This window comes from Streptomyces sp. NBC_00322, assembly GCF_036147535.1.
Taxonomy (GTDB): domain Bacteria; phylum Actinomycetota; class Actinomycetes; order Streptomycetales; family Streptomycetaceae; genus Streptomyces.
On sequence record NZ_CP108019.1, the window covers coordinates 7,176,195 to 7,196,765 of the forward strand.

The window sequence follows — 20,571 nt, forward strand, 5'->3', positions numbered from 1 at the left end:
GGTGTCCTTCCTCGAACGGGGCGTCGGACAGGCAGCAGACACGCGTCGGACCCGGGCGGTCATCACGTCGGGAACTGCACCAGGGCCAGCGGATCGGTCGTCGGCTGAGCAGAGCCGCCGGCCGGTTCGACCGTGATCCCCATGCCCGACGCGGCGTCCAACGGACCGTCCATCAGCACGGCGTTGTTGGTGACGACCGGGTCCATCAGACCGGCCGAGCGGAACTTCCCCCCGTCGGAGAACCAGAGTTGGTAGACCTCGCCCTGCGGCGGCCTGGGCAGCCCCGAGGTCAGGAAGGCCACTTTGTTCCTGCTTTGCGAGACCACGACCGTGCCGCGCGCACCGCCCGTCAGCTTCGCACCGCTCACCCGGGCGTCGGGCGCGGCGAGCACCGAGGCCAGCTCCTCGGCCCGCTGCTGTGCGCGCTGCGCCTCCTGGCGCGCGTCCTGGGCCTCCTGGTGCTGCCAGAACGAGACACCGCCGAACGCGGCGGCAGCGGCCAGACAGGCGGCCAGTACGAAGCGCGACATCGTCCGGCTGCGGTGGGCACCGCCGGAGCGGCCCTGTCGCACGACCCGGGGCGGATCCTGGCGCTCGGCGGCGATCCGGCGCAGCACCTGCTGCTTCAGCGCGGGCGGCGGCGTCACGGCCACCGCGAGGCCCAGCTTGCCGACCGTGGCGGCCAGTTCACGCACTTCCTGGGCGCAGGCAGGACACACCTGCAGATGCCGCTCGAACTCGGCACGCTCGTCGGGCGCCAGCGCGTGCAGCACATAGGCGCCGGTCAGCGTGTGCAGATCAGCGATGGTCATGCGCTCACCCCCAGGCAGTCGCGCAGCCGGATGAGCCCGTCGCGCAGTCGTGTCTTGACCGTGCCGAGTGGCACGGCGAGCAGTTCGGCCACTTCGCGGTAGGCCAGCCCGCGGTAGTACGCGAGCGTCACCGACTGCCGTTGCAGCTCGGTGAGGGTGCGCAGACAGCGTCGTACCTGCTCGCGCTCAAGCCGGGCCTCGACCTGTTCGGTGACCTCGTCGTAGGCGGGCGTCTGCTCCAGCAGCGCCGCTCTGCGCTCCCGGTCGGTGGCTGCCTGGGCCGAGCGGACCCGGTCCACGGCCCTGCGGTGCGCGAGCGTCAGGATCCAGGTCATCGCCGATCCGCGGGACGGCTGGAAGCGCGCCGCGCTGCGCCAGACCTCGATCAGCACTTCCTGGGTCACCTCCTCGGACTGGGCCGGGTCGCGCAACACGGCGCGCACCAGCCCCAAGATCGGACCGCAAACAGCGTCGTACAGGCGGGAGAAGGCCTGCTGGTCCCCGCGGGCGACCAGTCCGAGCAGCTGTTGCAGATCGGGTCCCGCCGGGGCGGATCCGCCGATATGTACGGCTTCTTTCACGCGGCTTTCCTCCACTGTGCGGGCATGTAGTCCGGACAGGATTTCACCAGGCATTCGGAGCCCGTGGGGCGGTGGATTGGTAGGGATCCGCAGATGGTTGCACGTGCGGCTCCGCACGCCTCACAGATTCGCGATATGTCGTGGTTGACGAGGGGTCTGTCTCGCGATATGTTCGGTCACGAGTATTCGGGAGCGAGGTGATCGGAATGGCCGCCAAGCGGCGCAGGCTCAGCAACCCGCTGGCGCTCGTGGTGATGGTGCTGCTCTCCGAGCGGGCCATGCATCCCTACGAGATCGCGCAGACGATCCGCCAGCGGGGCAAGGAGAACAGCGTCAAGGTCAACTTCGGCTCCCTCTACACCGTCGTGCAGAACCTCGAGAAGCACGGCCTGGTCGAGGTCACCGATGTGCAGCGCCAGGGCAACCGGCCCGAGCGCACGCTCTACGGCATCACCGAAGCCGGCCGCGCGGAAATGGCGGAGTGGCTGTCCGATCTGCTCGCGGTGCCCGCCCGTGAGTACCCGCTCTTCGAGACAGCGCTCTCACTCATGGCCGTCCTGCCGCCCGACGAGGTCATCCAGCTGCTCACGGACCGGCTCGCCGCCCTGGACGTCCAGATCGCCTCCGCGCGTGGCGCGCTGCAGATGCTGTACGGCACGCTGCCCCGGATCTTCGTCGTGGAGAACGAGTACCAGCTCCACATGCTCGAGGCCGAGGCGGAGTGGGTCCGCGGCTTCCTCAAGGAGGTCGAGCACGGCACCTACCAGGGTGTCGCGGAGTGGCGGACCTTCCACGAGACCGGTGAACTGCCCCCGGAATTCAAGGAACTTCAGAAGAGAGCCGAGGGCCGCTCCACGGATACGTAACCAGAAAAGACCCCGGCGGAGGCTGTTGGAGCAGCTCCCGCCAGGGTCTCGAACCCCGGACCGGACCCGCCGAGAAGGCAGACCGGGCGATCGAGGTGCGGCACACCCAGGATAGCCCGATGCTCTTCACGCGGTTCGGCCCGGCATACCCGAGAAGCCGACGAACCCCGAGGAGAGCTCCGTCATGAGTACCCCTGTGCCCGCCGTCGAGGCGCGGCAACTGATCAAGACCTACCCCGGTGATGTCACCGCCCTGCGCGGCATGGATCTCACCGTCGAGACCGGCACCGTCTTCGGACTGCTCGGCCCCAACGGCGCCGGCAAGTCCACCACCGTCAAGATCCTCACCACCCTGGCCAGGCCCGACAGCGGCAGCGCCGTCGTGGCGGGCCACGATGTGCTGCGCCACCCCGACCGGGTGCGCCGCTCGATCGGCGTCGTCGCCCAGAAGTCCGGCGCCGACCCGGTCGCCACCGGCCGTGAGAACCTTCTGCTCCAGGGCAGGCTGTACGGGCTCGGGGGCGCCGCGCTGGGCCGCCGCGTCGATGAGCTGCTCGGCCGCTTCGACCTCACCGGCGCCGCGAAGCGCCAGGTCAGGGGATACTCCGGCGGGATGCAGCGGCGCCTGGACGTGGCGCTGGGACTGGTGCACCGCCCTGAGGTGCTCTTTCTGGACGAGCCGACGACGGGCCTCGACCCCGAATCCCGTACCGCCATGTGGGAGGAGATCTCACGCCTCGCCGGTGACGACGGCCTGACCATCGTCCTCACCACCCACTATCTGGAGGAGGCCGACCGGCTGGCCGAGCGGATCGCGATCGTCGACCGCGGCAGGGTCGTCGTCGAGGGCACCCCCGAGGGACTCAAGGGCGAACTGCGCGGCGACGCCGTGCACCTGGAACTGCGGACGGAGGGGGACCGGACGCAACTCACCGGAGCCCTCGCCCCGCTGCCGGGCATCCACGAGGTCCTCGTCGACGGCCGCCGCGTCAGCGTCCGCGCCGACGACGGCGCCGCCGCCGTGCCCGTACTGCTCGGCGCGCTGGAGCGGGCGGGAGCCGCCGTCGCCGCGGCGACAGTAGCCCGGCCCTCGCTCGACGACGTCTATCTGCGGTACGCGGGACGCCGGTTCGCCGAAGCCGAGTCCGAAGCCGAGTCTCAGGCGGAGTCCGTGCCGATGGCGGCCGACACCCAGGACGAGGCCGCCCTCGCCGCTTCCGGAGGCACCCGATGAGCACCAACACAGTCGCCCAGACCTGGTACATGACTCAGCGTCAGCTCGTCGCGGTCGCCCGCCAGCCCGCCTATCTGGTGATGATGCTGATCCAGCCCGTGATCTGGCTGTTCCTCTTCGGCAATCTCTTCAAGAAGATCGTGGAGCTGGGCGGCTTCGGCACCACGACCTATCTCGACTACCTGATCCCCGGCATCGTGGTGATGAGCGCGCTCAACTCCAGCATGTGGGCAGGGATGGGCACGCTGGAGGAGATCGAGCGCGGCACGCTCAACCGCTTCCTGACCACGCCCGTGAGCCGCAGCGCGCTGATGAACGCCAATGTCGTGCAGAACGGCGTCACTACCGCCCTGCAGTCCGTGATCATCGTGCTGCTCGGCCTGGCCGGGGGAGCGGAGTACCCCGGCGGCGTGGTCGGGATCGCTGTCCTCCTCCTCGCCTCGGTGCTGCTGGGCGCGGTCTTCGGCGCCTTCTCGAACGCGGTGGGCATGCTGGTCCGCCAGCGGGAGTCGATCATCGGCTTCAACACCTTCCTGCTGCTGCCGCTGACCTTCCTCTCCTCCGCCTTCATGGCCCCGAGCCAGATGCCGTCCTGGATGGCCCGCATCGCGGACTTCAACCCGGTCAACTGGGCGATGGTGGCGGGCCGTTCGGCGCTTGCCGCCGAGCCGGACTGGGCTGATGTGCTCGGTCGCGGGGGAGCGCTCGTCGGCCTCGCGGTGGTCGCGGTGTGGCTGTCGACGCGCGCTCTGCGCTCGTACCAGAAGTCGGTCTAGCCACAACGCGGGCCAGTGCGCAGGCTTGGACGCGGGCTGAAACGAGGCTAGTACGACGACGGCTGTACGGCCCGGTCCTCGACTCCGGTCGCGGACCGGGCCTTCGCCGCGCGCAGCGCCAGGAAGATCAGCAGCCCGATCGGCGAGAGCAGGATCGTCAGCACCAGCAGCGGGCCCATCACCAGCGGGTGGATCCCCAGCCGGCGCGACTGGAGGAACATCCACTGGCCCAGCAGCAGATCCCATGCGATGACCTGCGCCCAGACGGCTCCCGCGCCGTTCGCGAGGGCTGCCAGATCCCGGAATCCGTCGAGGGACGGGCTGCTCACGGCTGCCCACAGTTCGGGGAAGACGGGAATCGCCATGGTCAGGTAGACCGCCAGGATCGGGATGACCGTCAGCGGCGAGGCGGCGATCCTGGCCGTGGGGCGCCAGTTGGGGGCGAAGATCATCAGCAGCCATATGGGGCTTGCCAGATAGAAGGACAGGTCGAAGAGAAATTCGGTCATGTCACGAGCTCCTTGTGGGTGTCGTCTGCCGTACGCGACGGCGAAGTTGTCCGCAGTGCGAGGAGTGATCCGGCCGCCGCGGCGACGAGGATCGCGGTCGCGGCGGTGAGCGTCGAGCCGTCCGGGTGGATCAGGGCCTGGCCGCGGAGCGCCTGCCAGGTGACCAGGGCGACCACGGCGGCGTACGCCCCGCAGGCCACGAGCACGAGCCGCAGGCGTACGCGCTCGTCACGCAGCCGGGCGAAGCGCGGCGCCAGAGCGATGAGGGCGAGCAGGAAGAGGGGGATGAGCTGAAGGGCGTGCATCCCGACGAAGTGCGGGATGCGCAGATCACCGCCGGTCGTCGACCAGCCCGTGATCGGCATGGAGGGGCCGCCCTCCGGAACGCCGACGTTGTGGGAACCGATGACCTTGGCGAGCTCGCCTTCCGCCCGCTGCTCGGAGGTGGGGCGCGTCATCAGGTTGCCCAGTCCGGCGCCCACCAGGGCGATGGCCGCGCCGAGCCGCATGGCCCAGGCGGCTGCGCGGTCGGCGAGGTGTGAGCGGAAGAGCAGGAACGCGATCACCATCGAGCTCACCCAGAGAGTGATGATGGTGGCGCCCATGATGTTGAACAGCAGAGTGTCGAAGGCGGTTGCGTAGTTGAAGTGGCTGCGTTTGCCGCGGATCACCTGACCGACGATGATCACCATCTCGATCGCCCCGGCCAGGGCGACGACCGTGCCCGCCCACCAGCCCACCCGTCGGCCGCGGGTGGCCATCGAGAGCATCCAGGCCAGTGCGGGAGCGTAGATCATCAGCGAGATCGAGAACTTGAAGGGCTTGAACCAGATCGGTGAGCCGACCAGAACGCGGTCGTCGGTGATCATGCCGATGCCCGACACCACCGTCAGTACGGCCATCGACGCGGCGAAGATCATGAGCGGCCGGTGCCAGGAACGCCATGAAGGCATGCGGAACTCCCTCCCGAGTGGAATGGATAGTGACACCATCTGCTATCCGGTAGTGAAACTATCTATGCTGGTGTGTGGCGTTGGCAAGGGCGGAAGGATGAACGGGCAGTGCGCATTGGCGAGTTGAGTCGCAGAACCGGTGTTCCGGTACCGACGATCAAGTACTACATACGGGAGGGCCTGCTCCCCGCCGGGCAGCTGACCAGCCCCAATCAGGCGAGCTACGACGAAGCGCACGAGCGCAGGCTTCGGCTGATCCGCGCGCTCCTCGACGTAGGAGGGCTGAAAGTAGCGGCCATCGCGGAGGTCCTCACGGCCGTGGACAAGCCCGGCACATCGGTCCACAAAGTGCTGGGCGTGGCGACGGAACTGATCGTCCCGACCTATGCGGACGTCGAGCCCGACGCCGCACTGGACGCGGCCCGCAAGGAGGTCCGGGACCTGATCGCCCGGCGCGGCTGGCTGACGGACGACGACTCTCCCGCCGGCGAGGCGCTCGCTATGGCGCTGGCCGCGCTGAACCGAGCCGGACACGGCGCCTTCGCCGAGGTCCTGGACGCGTACGCGGACGCGGCAGAGCAGATCGCACGGGCCGACCTCGCCTATGTGGCCCGGCTCGCGGGGCTGGACGACCTGGTGGAGAGCGCTGTCGTCGGCACCGTGCTCGGGGACAGCCTGATCGCCTCGCTGCGCAGGCTCGCCCAGGCCGACGGCTCGGCCCGCGTGTACGAGAACGACGAGGCGGGGGCGGACGACGTGGCGGGGGCGGACGACGAGACCCCCGGCGACAAGGCCCGGGCGGACGGCAAGAGCCGTGGCGGCCTCAAGGCCCGCGCGGGCCGCGGGACTTCGGCCAACGACAAGACCCCCGGCTGACGCAGCCGGGGGTCCGTGGGGCAGCGGGCGTCAGGCCACGCGTTCCTGCTCGCGCTCCACCTGCTCGTTCCACTCGCGCTTGACCGCGCGCCACGCCTCGTCGCTCTGACCGAGCCGCCAGTAGCCCGAGATCGACAGCTGCTCGCGCGGAATCTGCCGGTCCAGGCGCAGATGGCGGCGCAGCTCCTTCACGAACGCCGCCTCGCCGTGGACGAACGCGCAGACGGCGCCCTCGGGGAAGTCCAGCGTCTTCACCGCCGCGATCAGCTGCTCGCCCGCCGGGAGGTTCCCGCGGTGCAGCCAGGTGATCACGACGCCGTCAGGCGTGACGACCTTCTGCTCCTCCTCCGGGCCCGCGACCTCGACGAAGGCGTGGACGACCGCACCCGAGGGCATCCGCTCCACGGCCGCGGCGATCGCGGGCAGGGCGCTCTCGTCGCCCACCAGCAGATGCCAGTCGGCCTCCGGCGCCGGGGCGTAACCACCGCCCGGGCCGGTGATGCGCATGATGTCGCCCACCTGCGCCCGCGCCGCCCAGGGACCGGCGAGTCCCTCGTCGCCGTGCACCACGAAGTCGACCGCGAGTTCGCCAAGGACCGGGTCCCAGCTCCGGGCCGTGTAGGTGCGGTTGGCGGGCCACTGCTCGCGCGGGAACTCCTCACGGATCCGCTCGATGTCGAATGGCTCCGGATAGCTCACGCCCTCGGGCGCGAACAGCAGCTTGACGTAATGATCGGTGTACGCGCCGAGGGTGAAACCGGCCAGCCCCTCACCGCCCAGGACGACGCGCACCATGTGCGGAGTGATCCGCTCGGTGCGCACCACCCGCGCCTCGTACGGCTTGGGTGCCTTGCGGGCCGGTCGTTCTGCCACGGCGGTCTCCCTGGGCTTGTGTGTGCTTAGGCTTGCCTAAGCTAACACCTCAGCCCTGAAGTGTGGACAGCAGACGCTGGAGCGCTCCGCCCAATCCCCAGCGGGTCGCGAGCTCGTCCAGGGTCGCCGGATCGCGCGGCTCGGCGGGCAGGGCCGGATCGAAGTCGGGCAACTGCACGTCCGAGGCGACCCGCACCACCTTGGGGGCGACCGCGACATAGTCTCTGGCCTCGTCCAACCGCTTGCGCTGCGCGGGCGTCAGCTTGGCGCGCGGATCGTCGACCGCGGCCATGATCCCGGCCAGATCGCCGAAGGTGTCCAGGAGTTTGGCCGCGGTCTTCTCGCCGATCCCGGGCACACCCGGGAGCCCGTCGCTCGGGTCGCCCCGCAGCAGCGCCAGATCGACATAGCCCGGGCCGTCCACGCCGTACTTCTCGCGCAGCCACGCCTCGTCCGTCACCTGGAGCGTCCCCACCCCCTTCAGCGGATACAGCACCCGCCGGCCGCGGGCGTCGTCCACCAGCTGGAAGAGGTCCCGGTCGCCGGTGACGATGTCGACGGGTCCGGTGGCCCGCCCGGTGAGGGTGCCGATGATGTCGTCCGCCTCATAGCCGTCGGCTCCGACACGGGCGATGCCCAGCGCGTCGAGGACATCCTCGATCACCGGGACCTGGGGGGAGAGGGTGTCGGGGATCTCCTCCGCGTCGGGTCCCGTCTCCGTCTCGACGGCGACGCGATGCGCCTTGTACGAGGGGATCAGCTCCACCCGCCAGTGCGGCCGCCAGTCGTTGTCCCAGCAGGCCACCAGGTCGTCGGGGCGGTGGTCCTGGACCAGCCGTGCGATGAAGTCGAGCAGTCCGCGCACGGCGTTGACCGGGGTGCCGTCGGGGGCCCGGACCGAGTCGGGGACGCCGAAGTAGGCGCGGAAGTACAGGGAAGCGGTGTCGAGGAGCATCAGGCGTCGCGTCACAACCCTGATGATGCCGCACCGCACTGACAGTCACCGTGAGTGAACTGTCCGGGCAGGGGAGGTCCTGGAGGGCCCGCGGCTGCGCGCTCGAGGATTTCACGAGCCGTGGTGGAGCGTTCGAGCGCGGACGAGATCGCTGCGCAGTAGCCTTCAGTACGCACAAGGGGTGGTCCTCGCCGGTGGCGGGGCCACCCCTTCGGGCTGCCCCGCCGGTAGCGGGCCCGTGCGTACCCGGGTGCGGTGGCCTGCGCGGGAAACCGGAGCCGGAAGCTGCGTAAGGTGAGGACAGGACCAGGGAAGGGGAGGGGAGTCCGCCAGATGGACGCGAAGGACGCGAAGGACCCGAAGGAGACCGAACCCCTTCGGGTGGGCGCCGCTGTCCGCAGACGCCGCCGCGCCCTGGACCTCACGCTCGCCGCGGTGGCGGAGCGCAGCGGCCTCTCTGTGCCCTTCCTCAGCCAGATCGAGAACGAGCGGGCCCGCCCCAGCACCCGCTCGCTCCAGCGGGTCGCCGACGCCCTGGAAACCACGACCGCACGGCTGCTCGCCGCTTCCGACGCCGCCCGCACCATCAAGGTCGTACGCGCCCCGCACGGCGGTGAGCTGCCGCCCACTGCGAGGACCCGTCGGCTCGTGCGGGGGCAGCACCAGTTGCAGGCCCTCGAATTCACCGGAGAGCAGGACACGGGGCGCGAGTTCGAGCACCGTAACGACGAGCTGATGTACGTCGCCGACGGCGCGGCGGAGGTCGAGGCGGAAGGCCGCGCCTACCGCCTGGCACGGGGCGACACCCTCTTCCTCTCCGGAGGCGTACGGCACCGCTGGCGCGCGACCGCACCCGACACCCGGATCATCGTCGTCACGGTCTCCGACCACATCGAGACGCCGGAGCCGTAGGAAGCCGTCATGCGCGTCGTCTCCCTGGTGCCCTCGCTGACCGAGGCCGTGGCCGTCAGCGCGCCCGGGCTGCTGGTCGGGGCCACGGACTGGTGCAGCCATCCCGCCGGGCTCGACGTCGTACGGATCGGCGGCACCAAGAACCCGGACGTGGCAGCCGTGATCCGGCTGCGCCCCGAGCTGGTGATCGCGAACGAGGAGGAGAACCGGGCGCCCGACCTGGCGGCGCTCAGGGCGGCGGGCATCCAGGTGCTCGAAACGGAGATACGCGACCTCGACCAGGCCTTCCGCGAGCTGGAGCGGGTCCTGGTGGCCGGGTGCGGCCTCACGCGTCCCCGCTGGCTGGACGAGGCGCAGGCGGCTTGGGCCGGGCTCGCGTCGCTGGGGGAGTTGCGGGCGGTCGTGCCCATCTGGCGGCGGCCGTGGATGGTGCTCGGGCGCGACACCTTCGCCGGTGATCTGCTGGCCCGGCTCGGCGTCGGCAACGTGTACGCGGGGCACGCCGAGCGCTATCCCCGTATCCCGCTGGAGGAACTGCGGGACTGCGGCGCCCAGTTGGCGGTCCTGCCGGACGAGCCGTACCGCTTCACGGCGGACGACGGGCCCGAAGCCTTTCCTTCGCTGCCGGCCGCGCTGGTCAGCGGCCGGCATCTCACCTGGTACGGGCCGTCACTGGCCGAGGCGCCGGCGGTTCTCGGCACGGCGCTGCGACGAGGACTCGGCCGGCTGTAGCTGCCTGGTACCTGCGTTCCTTCTGGATTCCGTCGGACGGCGCAGGGTCCTTCGCCACCACTCGCTGTAACCGAGGTGTGGACATAGCGTGGCAGGCAAGCTGATTTCGGACGTGAATCGAGGAGCTGAGATGGCAGTTCTGGTGCAGAACTACGGCGCCGGCTGGAACGAGGAGTTGTACCAGGCGACTTTCGACCGGGCGATCCCGGACCGTACGAAGCCGCCCACGGGGCTCATCGCCCACCTCGCGGCGCCCGGGGAGAACGGCGGCTGGCAGGTCGTCGACGTATGGGAGTCGGAAGCCGCGTTCCGGCAGTTCGTGGAAGGGAAGCTCATGCCTGTCGCACAGGAGCTCGGAGCGCCGCCCTTCGACACGTCCGTGGTGGTGCTGCACAACTCACTGATCCCGTAGTCACGTCTGCCGGGGCGCCGCGAGCAGCGCTCCGCCGAGCAGGCCGCGCAGCGTACGGAAGCCGGTCACCGCCCAGGCGGTGACCAGGAGTACGTACAGGCCGACGGCCAGCCATTCGAGGGCCACCAGGCCGGTGTGGTGGGCGAGGCCCTCCGCGCCGGTCACACACGTGCCGACCGGGAAGGTGAAGGCCCACCAGCTCATCGAGAACGGCATGCCCTTCCGGGCGGCCCGCACCACCATCGCGGCGGCGAGTACCAGCCAGAGCAGGGCGAAGCCCAGCACCGGTACGCCATAGATCACGGCGAACGCGCCGAAGCCCTGCGCGTACTGGGCGTCGATCGCCCCCGGGGCCGCGTCCGCGAGCTTGTTGACCGCGGTCGTGGACTGGCCCAGCGGGCCGAGCACCAGCAAGAGGGAGGGGGTGAGCGCGAGCGGCAGGGCGCCGTGGTGGATCAGCCGGGAGAAGACCACCGGCAGGATGGTGAGCGTCGCGAGCAGGCTGATCCCGAACATGGCGTAGCTCGCGAGCAGCAGCGCCTCGCGCCACTGTCCGGCGGGCAGATGCGGCACCAGCAGGGGGCCGAGCGACGCGGAGACCATCGGCGGGACGACCGGAAGCAGCCATACGGGCGAGGCGGTGGCGGGCCCGACGCGCCGTCGTACGACCATCAGGTACGGGACGACGACGGCGGCCGCGAGGCCGATGAGCGTGCCGACGCCGAAGAGCCCCGCCGCCGTCGCCACCGCGGCTCTGTGGCCGATCACGTCCTGGCCCACGGTCAGGGTGCCGGTGCCGACGGCCAGCAGTGCCATCGACAGACAGCCGTAGAACGGCGCGATCGCCGGGTCGACGAGATGGTCGTGGGCCTGGTCGCGGTGGTGGACCCAGTGGGCGGCGCGGGCGGTCAGAACGACGGCGAGCATCGCGGCGGACAGCGCCCACACCGCGGTGCAGGCGGTCCGCAGGCCGGGCACATCGACCGGGAGGCCGGCGCCGGCGGTCGCGACGATGGCCGTGCCCATGACCGTCGCGTACCAATTGGGGCCGAAATGGCGGAGCGACGGCAGCCGGACGGTGGTGAGAGCTGACGCGGTGGTGCGGGTGCGGGGCTGCACGGCTGTGACCATTTCCCCACTGTCGGGCCGGGCGAGGCTCCCCACCACGGACCGCTGCCCTATGGCCCCATAAGCTGGGTTTATGAGCGATGGGGATGAAGAGCGGATTCCGCTCGCACACCGGGTGCCGGATCTGGGCGCGATGGAGCTGCTGCTGGCCGTCGCCCGGCACGGCAGCCTCGGGCGCGCGGCGCGTGAGCTCGGGATCACCCAGCCCGCCGCGAGCAGCCGGATCCGCTCGATGGAGCGCCAACTGGGAGTGGCGCTCGTCGACCGGTCCCCGCGCGGCTCCCGGCTCACGGATGCGGGGGCGCTCGTCACCGACTGGGCCCGGCGGGTCGTGGAGGCGGCCGAGGCGTTCGACGCGGGGGCGCAGGCGCTACGGGGGCGACGGGACTCGCGGCTGCGGGTGGCTGCCTCGATGACGATCGCGGAGTATCTGCTGCCCGGCTGGCTGATCGCGCTCCGTGCGGCACGGCCCGGCACGGCCGTCTCGCTGTCGGCCGGAAACTCCGCGGCCGTCGCTCAGCGGCTGCTCGCGGGCGAGGCGGACCTGGGGTTCGTCGAGGGCCTGTCCGTGCCGGAAGGCCTGGACGGCGCGGTGATCGGCCACGACCGGCTCGTGGTGGTGGCGGCGCCGAGCCACGCGTGGGCGCGGCGCCGTACGCCGCTCTCGGCCCCCGAACTGGCGGCGGCCCCGCTGATCCTGCGGGAGCGGGGGTCGGGGACGCGGCAGGTCCTCGACTCGGCGCTGAGCGGGTGCGGGGGGCTGGCGGAGCCGCTGCTTGAACTCGCCTCGACGACGGCGGTCAAGGCGGCGGCGGTGAGCGGGGCGGGGCCGGCGGTGATGAGCGAACTGGCCGTCACGGAGGAGCTGGCGTCGCGCCGCCTGACGCGCATCCCGCTGGAGGGGGTCGACCTGCGCCGGGCCCTGCGCGCGGTCTGGCCGACCTCGCACCGCCCGACGGGCCCGGCGAGGGATTTGCTCACGCTGACGAGGTCGGGGTGAGCGGTCCGGGGTGCGGGCCGCGGGGGTGCCCGGTGTGGTGTCGGTGACCGTCTGGCGGCTGCGCCGGGCGCCACACATCACGCTCTACGTCCCGACTCCACCCGCTCCGCGGCCCCCTTGCCGGGTGGCCGCTTGGTCGCCCCGCGCCGCGAAGCCGGCGCTCGTGGGGGCGGGCGGCAGCCCAACGTTCCCGCCCCAGGGAATGGGGCCGGCCCCAGTTCCGGGAAGGGGCGCGGGAAAATCACCCCGCCGCCTCCACCAGCGCCGACATCACCCGCACGTCCTCACCCGCCTCCGGATGCCACTGCACCCCCAGCACCCACCCCGCCCCCGCCAGCTCCGCCGCCTCAACCGTGCCGTCCTCCGCGTGGGCGCTCGCCGTGAGCGCGGTGGCGAGGCGGTCCACCGACTGGTGGTGGTAGGTCGGGACGGACGTCGCCTCCGGCACGATCGAGGCGTACCGCGTGCCCGGTACCGGCTTGACCGTGTGGCGGCCGAAGACGCCCACACCCCCGACGTGCCCGTCCAGGTGCTGGACCAGCGTCCCTCCGAGCGCCACGTTCAGCAGTTGGAGGCCGCGGCAGATCCCGAGCAGCGGGGTTCCGGCCGCCAACGCCGCCCGGATCAGGGCGAGTTCCCAGGCGTCCCGGTCCCGCGCGGGTGGGCCCGTGCGCGGGTCGGGCTCGGCTCCGTACCGTACGGGCTCGACGTCCGCGCCGCCCGCGACGACCAGGCCGTCCAGCCGGGCCACGACCGACTCGGCCGAGGCCGGTTCGTCCGGCGGGAGCAGTGCGGCGAGGCCGCCCGCCGCCTGGACGAGGCGGGGATATCCGGCGGGCAGTACAGCCGCGGGCATCTCCCACACGCCCCACGCGGCCGTTTCCAGGTAGGTGGTGACACCGATGAGCGGCTTGGACACAGCGACTCCCGTTCCGTTCCGGTCCTGTTCAGTTGCGTTCGAGTTCGGCCTCCGCCGCCGCCAGCGCCGCGAACTCCTCCTCCGGCGCGCGAGCGACCAGATGATGCCGACTGTAGATCGCGAAGTAGGCGAGGGCGACGGCGTAGACGCCGAGCGCGATGAACGCCGCGTCCTTGTCCACCAGGAACGTCGCCACCAGCGCGGAGAGCGCCAGTACGAACGCCACGGAGGAGGTCAGCACACCTCCCGGCGTGCGGTACGGGCGCTCGAGGCCCGGCTCGCGACGGCGCAGGACGATGTGCGAGAGGGCCATCAGCGCGTACGAGATCGTCGCGCCGAAGACAGCGATGTTGAGCATCCGCGCTCCGTTCCCGGTGCCCGCCGCCAGCGCGAAGCCGATCGCCCCGGGGATCAGCAGCCCGAGGTACGGCGACTTGCGGCGGCTGGTGAGGGAGAGGAAGCGGGGGAGATAGCCGGCGCGGGAGAGCGCGAAGAGCTGGCGCGAGCCCGCGTAGATGAGCGAGAAGAAGGACGCGACCAGGCCGGCCAGGCCCGCGTAGTTGACGAAGCGGCTGAGCGGTGTCGGATCGCCGTTGCCCTGCAGGGCGACCACGAGCGGGTTTCCGGCTTCCTGGATGGCCGCCGAGCCCCGCGCGCCGGTCGACGCGAAGAATGTCACCACGGCCAGCAGCACCAGGATCGCCATCGAGATGGCGAGTGCCCGCGGCATCGAGCGCACCGGGTCCTTCGCCTCCTCCGCCGCCAGCGGTACGCCCTCGACGCCCAGGAAGAACCACATCCCGAAGGGGAACGCGGCCCAGATGCCCAGCAGCCCGAACGGCAGCCAGGAACCCGAGCCGAGGGCGTCCTTGTCGACGGGGATGTCGTCCAGATTGCCCGTGCTGAAGTCTGTGAAGGCGCCGACCGCGAAGATCAGCAGTGCCGCGACCGCGATCGCCGTCACGATGAGGCTGAAGCGCAGCGCCTCGCCGACGCCCCACAGATGGATGCCGATGAAGATCGCGAAACAGGCGAGATAGACGGGCCAGCCCGACTCCAGCCCGAAGAGGCCGAGCGATTCGACGTAGTCGCCGATGAAGATGGAGATCGCGGCGGGGGCGAGGATGTACTCGATGAGGATCGCGGTGCCGGTCAGGAACCCGCCCCAGGTGCCCAGTGCACGCCGGGCGAAGCCGTAGCCGCCGCCCGCGGTGGGAAGGATCGCCGACAGCTCGGCGAGTGCGAAGACGAGACAGGCGTACATCACGCCCATCAGGAGGGTCGCGATCGCGAGCCCGCCGAAGCCGCCCTTGGCAAGGCCGATGTTCCAGCCGGAGAAGTCCCCGGAGACGACATAGGCGACGCCGAGGCCGGTGAGCAGCAGCCAGCCGGCGCTGCCGCGGCGCAGCGTGCGGGCCTTCAGATAGGCGTCGTCGGCTGGGGAGGATTCGCGCGTGGTGGTGCCCTGGGCCATGAGTCGCTCCTGGCAGGTGCAGAGGTTCAAAGGTTTGTGCGGACACCATTGCGGTAGCCGTCGGGGATGCGCAAGCCCCGTGCGTAAACCTGTGGTTACGGCTCGGCCGACGACGGGTGTCAGGACAGGAAGCCGCGCAGCAGCGCCGCGGTCCCCTCGCAGTGCTCCCGCATCACCTCGCGCGCCGCGTCCGCGTCCCCGTCCAGAACCGCCTCGACCAGCGCGGTGTGCTGATGCTGGGAGTGCTCCAGATTGCGTACGAGCAGCGGAATGCAGTCCAGCAGTTCGTTCAGCGTCGCCCGCACGGCGGCGTACTGGGCGGTCAGGGTGGGCGAGCCGGAGAGCTCGGCGAGGGTCAGATGCAGCAGGGTGTCCTGGCGCCGGTACTCGGTGAGCGGCGCGTCGTGCGTCGCGGAAAGCGCCGTACGCAGCCGGTCCGCGCCCTCGTCGGTCAGGCCGTACGCGGCGCACAGTCCGGCGGCCCCCACCTCCAGGACCTCGCGGAAACGCAGGGTGTCCTCGACGTCCACCGCCGCGACGCGCCTGCGCAGCTCGTCCTCGCCATGGGCGTCCGGGCGGTGCAGCACGAAGGTGCCGCCGTACCGGCCGCGCCTGCTCTCCACGAGCCCCTGGTCGGTCAGGACCTTCAGCACCTCGCGCAGCGTGACCCGGCTGATCCCCATCCGCTCGGCGAGCTCACGTTCCGCGGGCAGCCGCTCACCGCCCGGGACCAGGCCGAGGCGCAGCAGCTGAAGAATCTGTTCCAGCGCCTCTTCGAAGCCGTTGCCCGCGCGTACGGTGCGCAGTACGGGTGTCAGCGGGTCGCCCGCATTGTTCTTCTCCGCCACGTTGCCGTTTCCTCTTCCCAGGCAATGGTCTTGGGTAATACCTTATGGCTTCCGGCTGACCCAAGGAGGCGTAATCCCGTGGCAGACCGCAAACCCCCGCTCGGGGTCGAGGAGCTTCGCGCCCTCGTAGCGAGCGGTGAGATCGACACAGTCGTCCTGGCCTTCCCCGACATGCAAGGGCGACTCCAGGGCAAGCGGTTCGCCGCACCCTTCTTCCTGGACGAGGTCCTGGAACACGGCACCGAGGGCTGCAACTACCTTCTCGCCGTCGACACCGAGATGAACACCGTCGACGGCTACGAGATGTCCTCGTGGGACCGCGGCTACGGCGACTTCGCCATGCACCCCGACCTCACCACACTGCGACGAGTCCCCTGGAACCAGGGCACCGCTCTGCTCGTCGCCGACCTCGCCTGGAACGACGGCTCACCCGTCGTCGCCGCACCCCGCCAGGTCCTGCGCCGCCAGCTGGAGCGCCTCGCCGAACACGGCTTCACCGCGCATGTGGGCACGGAGCTGGAGTTCATCGTCTTCAAGGACACCTACGAGCAGGCCTGGGACCGCAACTACCGCGATCTCACCCCGGCCAACCAGTACAACATCGACTATTCCGTCCTCGGCACCGGCCGTATCGAGCCGCTGCTGCGCCGGATCCGCAACGAAATGGCCGCGGCCGGCCTCACCGTCGAGTCGGCCAAGGGCGAGTGCAACCCCGGCCAGCACGAGATCGCGTTCAAGTACGACGAGGCCCTGGTCACCTGCGACCAGCACGCCGTCTACAAGACCGGCTCGAAGGAGATCGCCGCCCAGGAGGGCGTCTCGCTCACCTTCATGGCCAAGTACAACGAGCGCGAGGGCAACTCCTGTCATATCCACCTCTCGCTCCAGGACGCCGACGGCCGCAATGTGATGGCGGGCGAGGGAGCCGGCGGAATGTCGAGGGTCATGCGGCACTTCCTGGCCGGACAGCTGGCCGCGCTGCGTGACTTCTCGCTGCTGTACGCGCCCAACATCAACTCCTACAAGCGCTTCCAGCCCGGCTCCTTCGCGCCCACCGCCGTTGCCTGGGGCTACGACAACCGCACGTGCGCGCTGCGCGTCGTCGGCCACGGCCGCTCGATGCGCTTCGAGAACCGGCTGCCGGGCGGCGACGTCAACCCGCACCTGGCCGTCGCCGGACTCGTCGCCGCCGGTCTGTACGGCATCGAGCAGCAGCTGGAACTCCCGGACGAGTGCACCGGAAACGCCTACACCGCCGGGTACGAACAGGTCCCCACCACGCTGCGCGAAGCCGCCGAACTGTGGGAGAACAGCCCCATCGCCAAGGCCGCGTTCGGCGACGAGGTGGTCGCGCACTACCGCAACATGGCGCGGGTCGAACTCCAGGCCTTCGACGCCGCGGTGACCGACTGGGAGCTGCGCCGCTCCTTCGAACGTCTGTGAGGAACCACTTGTCGTACGAGCTCCAGGTACTGAACCCGGCGACCGAAGAAGTCGTCGCGAGCGTCCCCGCGACGACGGCCGCCGAGGTCGATGCCGCCGTCGCCCGGGCCGCGAAGGCACAGCAGGGCTGGGCGGCGGCCGCACCCGCCGACCGGGCAAGGCTGCTGCGCCGCTTCGCCGTCGTCGTCGACGAACACCTTGAAGAACTGGCCCGGTTGGAGGTCCGGGAGGCCGGGCACACCATCGGCAACGCCCGCTGGGAAGCGGGCAACGTGCGCGATCTCCTCGACTTCGCGGCCGGGGGAGTGGAGCGCCTCAGCGGCCGCCAGATCCCCGTCGCGGGCGGCCTCGACATCACGATCCTCGAACCGCTCGGCGTCATCGGTGTGATCGCGCCCTGGAACTTCCCCATGCCGATCGCCGCCTGGGGCACGGCCCCCGCGCTGGCGGCCGGCAACGCCGTCCTCCTCAAGCCTGCGGAGACGACCCCGCTGACCGCACTGCGGCTGGCCGAACTCGCCCTGGAGGCAGGCCTTCCGCAGGATCTGTTCCAGGTACTGCCCGGCGCGGGCGACGTGGCGGGCAGCGCGCTCGTCGAGCACCCCGGCGTCGCGAAGATCGTGTTCACCGGCTCGACCAGGGTCGGCAAGAGCATCATGGCCAGATGCGCCGAGCGCGTGAAGCGCGTGACGCTCGAACTCGGCGGCAAGAGCCCCAACATCGTCTTCGCCGACTCCGACATCGAGGCCGCGGTCGCCGCGACCCCCATGTCCTTCCTCGACAACAGTGGCCAGGACTGCTGCGCGCGCACGCGCATCCTGGTGCAGCGTTCGGTGTACGACCGCTTCCTGGACCTCCTCGCGCCCGCGATCGAGTCCGTCGTCGTCGGCGACCCGGCCGACGAGAAGACGCAGATGGGCCCGCTGATCTCCCGGGTGCAGCTGGACCGGGTGCGTTCGTACGTCACCGACGAGCTGCAGGGGATCCGAGGCACCGCCCCCGAGGGCCCCGGCTTCTGGTTCCCGCCGACCGTTCTCACCGGCCTCGCGCCGGACGCCCCCGCGGCCTGCGAGGAGGTGTTCGGCCCGGTCGCCGTCGTCCTCCCCTTCGAGGACGAGGCCGATGCGGTCCGGCTCGCCAACTCCACCGAGTACGGCCTGTCGGGATCGATCTGGACCCGCGACATCGGCCGCGCGATCCGCGTCTCGCGTGCCGTCGCGGCCGGAAACCTGTCGGTCAACTCCCACTCCAGCGTCCGCTACTGGACGCCGTTCGGCGGCTACAAGCAGTCCGGCCTCGGCCGTGAACTGGGCCCCGACGCCCTCACCGCTTTCACCGAAACCAAGAACGTCTTCATCAGCACGGAGGCCTGAAGCATCATGACCGTTGAGACCCCCATCTGCCGCCGCCTCGTGGGCCGTACCGCAGTCGTCACCGGCGCAGGCAGCGGCATCGGGCTGGCCACCGCGCGCCGTCTCGCCTCCGAGGGCGCGAACGTCGTGTGCGCCGACATCGACGAGAGCGCGGGCAAGGCCGCGGCCGACGAGGTCGGCGGCACGTTCGTACGCGTCGACGTCACCGACCCCGAGCAGGTCGAGGCGCTGTTCAAGACGGCGTTCGACACCTACGGCAGCGTCGACATCGCCTTCAACAACGCGGGCATCTCGCCCCCCGACGACGACTCCATCCTCACCACGGGTCTGGAAGCATGGAAGCGCGTCCAGGAGGTCAACCTCACCTCCGTCTACCTGTGCTGCAAGGCCGCCATCCCCTACATGCGCCGCCAGCGCCGCGGCTCCATCATCAACACCGCCTCCTTCGTGGCCCGGATGGGCGCGGCGACCTCGCAGATCTCGTACACCGCGTCCAAGGGCGGCGTGCTCGCCATGTCGCGCGAGCTCGGCGTGCAGTTCGCGCGCGACGGGATCCGCGTCAACGCGCTGTGCCCGGGGCCGGTCAACACCCCACTCCTGCAGGAACTGTTCGCCAAGGACCCGGAGCGTGCCGCGCGCCGCCTGGTGCACATCCCGGCCGGACGCTTCGCGGAGGCGGACGAGATCGCCTCCGCCGTGGCCTTCCTCGCCAGCGACGACTCCTCCTTCATCAACGCGACGGACTTCCTCGTCGACGGCGGTATCGCGGGCGCGTACGTCACTCCCGTATAACGCCCGTGGAAGGGGCTCGTTCGGCCCCCTAGGGTGGCCGGATGAGCATGACGACCCCGGCCGGATGGTTTCCGGATCCGAACACGCCCGGCACCGAACGCTGGTGGGACGGGACCGTCTGGACCGCGCACACCCGCCCGGTCCAGGCGCAGGTCCCGGTCCCGCCGCCGGTCCCGGCCGGGCCCGCCGGGTTCGGACCGCCGACCGTGCCGATGGCGCACGCGGCGTCCGGAGGCGGCGGCAGGGGGCGGCTGTTGGCGCTCGCCGCCGCGGGTGTCGTCCTCGTGGGCGCTGTCGCCGTCGGTGCGGTGCTGCTCGGGAAGGGCGACGACGCGGACCCCGGTGCCGCGCCGAACGTCTCGGAGCCGGCCGCGACCACGGCGGACCCGAAGAACAGCCAGTCCACGACTCCGCCCGCGACGGACGACTCCGGGTCACTGACCGACCAGCTCAACGGCATCACCATCCCGATCCCCGAGGGCTGGGAGAAATCGGACAGCTCGCTCGACGAGGGCGCGACGATGGTCACGGACGAGACCTACGACTGCCCGGCGGGCGGCTCGCCGCTCTGCCGACGAGGCCGGGTGTCCTCCATCACCGCATCGCGCACGGACGGGAAATCGCCCGCGGCGCTGGCCGAGCAGGACATCGCGACGGCGGCGGACAAGGCGTACGAGGAAGATGCCGTCGGCACCCGCATCTACGGCGGCATCAGGTCCCACACGGTGCTCAAGTCCCAGTCCGCCGCGGTCGCCGGGCGCGCCGGCCATCTCGTCCGCTGGCGGGTTGTCACCGGAGCGGGCCCCGGCGGGTACGTGCAGTCGCTGGTCTTCCCCTCGTCGGTGGGGAGCGAGTCGATGGTGATCGTCCGCTTCGCCTTCGACGCGAGCCCCGAGGCGCCGAAGCTCGCGGACATGGACAAGATCGCCGCGAGCATCCGGCCCATCGGCGACGCGACGAGCGGCGGGGTGGGCAGCAGCATCGGCCCGGGCTAGGGCCTGTCGTTCGGATCAGGCCCTAGGTCGTGTCTTCAAAGTCCCTCCCCCAGAGCTTCGCCTGGGAGGTACCCCCACCTGGCGACGCCTGGCACGCACGCTCGCTGC

22 protein-coding genes are annotated in these 20,571 nt (G+C 70.8%); 12 read left to right on the forward strand and 10 right to left on the reverse strand.

The window, feature by feature from the left end:
- Positions 1–62: 62 nt before the first annotated feature.
- Both OG905_RS32750 and OG905_RS32755 read right to left on the reverse strand, forming a co-directional pair.
- Positions 63–812 carry an anti-sigma factor gene (locus OG905_RS32750; RefSeq protein WP_328679861.1) on the reverse strand — a complete coding sequence of 250 codons (750 nt, stop codon included), beginning with the start codon at positions 810–812 and terminating at the stop codon, positions 63–65.
- Positions 809–1,393, reverse strand: coding sequence for a sigma-70 family RNA polymerase sigma factor (locus tag OG905_RS32755; protein WP_328679863.1), 585 nt, complete (start codon positions 1,391–1,393; stop codon positions 809–811). Before OG905_RS32755 ends, OG905_RS32750 begins: the two co-directional genes overlap by 4 nt.
- A 206-nt stretch (positions 1,394–1,599) precedes the next feature.
- On the opposite strand from OG905_RS32755, the gene OG905_RS32760 reads away from it, so the two are divergent.
- From OG905_RS32760 to OG905_RS32770, 3 genes are all read left to right on the forward strand, one after another.
- On the forward strand, positions 1,600–2,259 hold the full coding sequence (locus OG905_RS32760) for a PadR family transcriptional regulator (RefSeq protein WP_328679865.1): 660 nt from the start codon (positions 1,600–1,602) through the stop codon (positions 2,257–2,259).
- Between the two features lie 184 nt (positions 2,260–2,443).
- Positions 2,444–3,493, forward strand: coding sequence for an ATP-binding cassette domain-containing protein (locus OG905_RS32765; RefSeq protein ID WP_328679867.1), 1,050 nt, complete (start codon positions 2,444–2,446; stop codon positions 3,491–3,493).
- A complete protein-coding gene (locus OG905_RS32770; protein WP_328679868.1) occupies positions 3,490–4,269 on the forward strand; it encodes an ABC transporter permease in 780 nt (259 codons plus the stop codon). Before OG905_RS32765 ends, OG905_RS32770 begins: the two co-directional genes overlap by 4 nt.
- A 47-nt stretch (positions 4,270–4,316) precedes the next feature.
- Here OG905_RS32770 and OG905_RS32775 read toward each other — a convergent pair whose 3' ends face one another.
- Complete coding sequence (locus tag OG905_RS32775; protein ID WP_328679870.1) at positions 4,317–4,778, reverse strand: ABA4-like family protein; 462 nt, start codon at positions 4,776–4,778, stop codon at positions 4,317–4,319.
- Positions 4,775–5,731: a hypothetical protein gene (locus tag OG905_RS32780; protein ID WP_328679873.1), complete on the reverse strand. Its 957-nt coding sequence runs from the start codon at positions 5,729–5,731 to the stop codon at positions 4,775–4,777. The genes OG905_RS32775 and OG905_RS32780 overlap by 4 nt, the downstream gene beginning before the upstream one ends.
- 108 nt (positions 5,732–5,839) lie before the next feature.
- Here OG905_RS32780 and OG905_RS32785 point away from each other — a divergent pair, with 108 nt between their 5' ends.
- A complete protein-coding gene (locus tag OG905_RS32785) occupies positions 5,840–6,607 on the forward strand; it encodes a MerR family transcriptional regulator (RefSeq protein ID WP_328679875.1) in 768 nt (255 codons plus the stop codon).
- Between the two features lie 30 nt (positions 6,608–6,637).
- Here OG905_RS32785 and OG905_RS32790 read toward each other — a convergent pair whose 3' ends face one another.
- Positions 6,638–7,480 (reverse strand): siderophore-interacting protein, encoded by an 843-nt coding sequence (locus OG905_RS32790; RefSeq protein WP_328679877.1) that lies wholly within the window; start codon positions 7,478–7,480, stop codon positions 6,638–6,640.
- Between the two features lie 49 nt (positions 7,481–7,529).
- On the reverse strand, positions 7,530–8,435 hold the full coding sequence (locus OG905_RS32795; RefSeq protein ID WP_328682735.1) for a 5'-3' exonuclease: 906 nt from the start codon (positions 8,433–8,435) through the stop codon (positions 7,530–7,532).
- Between the two features lie 333 nt (positions 8,436–8,768).
- Between OG905_RS32795 and OG905_RS32800 the strand changes: the two genes are divergently transcribed.
- The 3 genes from OG905_RS32800 (at position 8,769) to OG905_RS32810 (ending at position 10,491) form a co-directional block, all read left to right on the forward strand.
- On the forward strand, positions 8,769–9,347 hold the full coding sequence (locus tag OG905_RS32800) for a helix-turn-helix domain-containing protein (protein ID WP_328679879.1): 579 nt from the start codon (positions 8,769–8,771) through the stop codon (positions 9,345–9,347).
- A 9-nt stretch (positions 9,348–9,356) separates the two neighbouring features.
- Positions 9,357–10,079 carry a helical backbone metal receptor gene (locus OG905_RS32805; RefSeq protein ID WP_328679881.1) on the forward strand — a complete coding sequence of 241 codons (723 nt, stop codon included), beginning with the start codon at positions 9,357–9,359 and terminating at the stop codon, positions 10,077–10,079.
- A 130-nt stretch (positions 10,080–10,209) separates the two neighbouring features.
- Positions 10,210–10,491 (forward strand): hypothetical protein, encoded by a 282-nt coding sequence (locus OG905_RS32810; RefSeq protein WP_328679882.1) that lies wholly within the window; start codon positions 10,210–10,212, stop codon positions 10,489–10,491.
- Here OG905_RS32810 and OG905_RS32815 read toward each other — a convergent pair whose 3' ends face one another.
- Entirely contained in the window at positions 10,492–11,622 is a 1,131-nt protein-coding gene (locus tag OG905_RS32815; RefSeq protein WP_328679884.1) for a TDT family transporter, read from the reverse strand.
- 70 nt (positions 11,623–11,692) lie between these two features.
- On the opposite strand from OG905_RS32815, the gene OG905_RS32820 reads away from it, so the two are divergent.
- On the forward strand, positions 11,693–12,619 hold the full coding sequence (locus OG905_RS32820) for a LysR family transcriptional regulator (protein ID WP_328679887.1): 927 nt from the start codon (positions 11,693–11,695) through the stop codon (positions 12,617–12,619).
- 241 nt (positions 12,620–12,860) lie between these two features.
- Here the strand turns inward: OG905_RS32820 and OG905_RS32825 are convergent, their stop codons facing one another.
- The 3 genes from OG905_RS32825 to OG905_RS32835 all read right to left on the reverse strand — a co-directional run bounded on the left by OG905_RS32825 (position 12,861) and on the right by OG905_RS32835 (position 15,860).
- Positions 12,861–13,538 (reverse strand): gamma-glutamyl-gamma-aminobutyrate hydrolase family protein, encoded by a 678-nt coding sequence (locus OG905_RS32825; protein ID WP_328679888.1) that lies wholly within the window; start codon positions 13,536–13,538, stop codon positions 12,861–12,863.
- Between the two features lie 28 nt (positions 13,539–13,566).
- Entirely contained in the window at positions 13,567–15,012 is a 1,446-nt protein-coding gene (eat, locus tag OG905_RS32830) for an ethanolamine permease (RefSeq protein ID WP_328679890.1), read from the reverse strand.
- A gap of 119 nt (positions 15,013–15,131) precedes the next feature.
- Positions 15,132–15,860: a FadR/GntR family transcriptional regulator gene (locus OG905_RS32835; RefSeq protein WP_328679893.1), complete on the reverse strand. Its 729-nt coding sequence runs from the start codon at positions 15,858–15,860 to the stop codon at positions 15,132–15,134.
- A gap of 78 nt (positions 15,861–15,938) precedes the next feature.
- Between OG905_RS32835 and OG905_RS32840 the strand changes: the two genes are divergently transcribed.
- Genes OG905_RS32840 through OG905_RS32855 form a run of 4 tightly spaced genes read left to right on the forward strand, consistent with a single transcriptional unit; the run spans position 15,939 to position 20,463 of the window.
- On the forward strand, positions 15,939–17,303 hold the full coding sequence (locus OG905_RS32840; protein ID WP_328679895.1) for a glutamine synthetase family protein: 1,365 nt from the start codon (positions 15,939–15,941) through the stop codon (positions 17,301–17,303).
- A gap of 8 nt (positions 17,304–17,311) precedes the next feature.
- Positions 17,312–18,676 (forward strand): aldehyde dehydrogenase family protein, encoded by a 1,365-nt coding sequence (locus OG905_RS32845; RefSeq protein WP_328679897.1) that lies wholly within the window; start codon positions 17,312–17,314, stop codon positions 18,674–18,676.
- 6 nt (positions 18,677–18,682) lie between these two features.
- The gene (locus OG905_RS32850) at positions 18,683–19,468 is read left to right on the forward strand and encodes a 3-oxoacyl-ACP reductase (protein WP_328679899.1); all 786 of its coding nucleotides are present in this window, start codon (positions 18,683–18,685) and stop codon (positions 19,466–19,468) included.
- 41 nt (positions 19,469–19,509) lie between these two features.
- Positions 19,510–20,463 carry a DUF2510 domain-containing protein gene (locus OG905_RS32855; RefSeq protein ID WP_328679901.1) on the forward strand — a complete coding sequence of 318 codons (954 nt, stop codon included), beginning with the start codon at positions 19,510–19,512 and terminating at the stop codon, positions 20,461–20,463.
- Positions 20,464–20,571 lie beyond the last annotated feature (108 nt).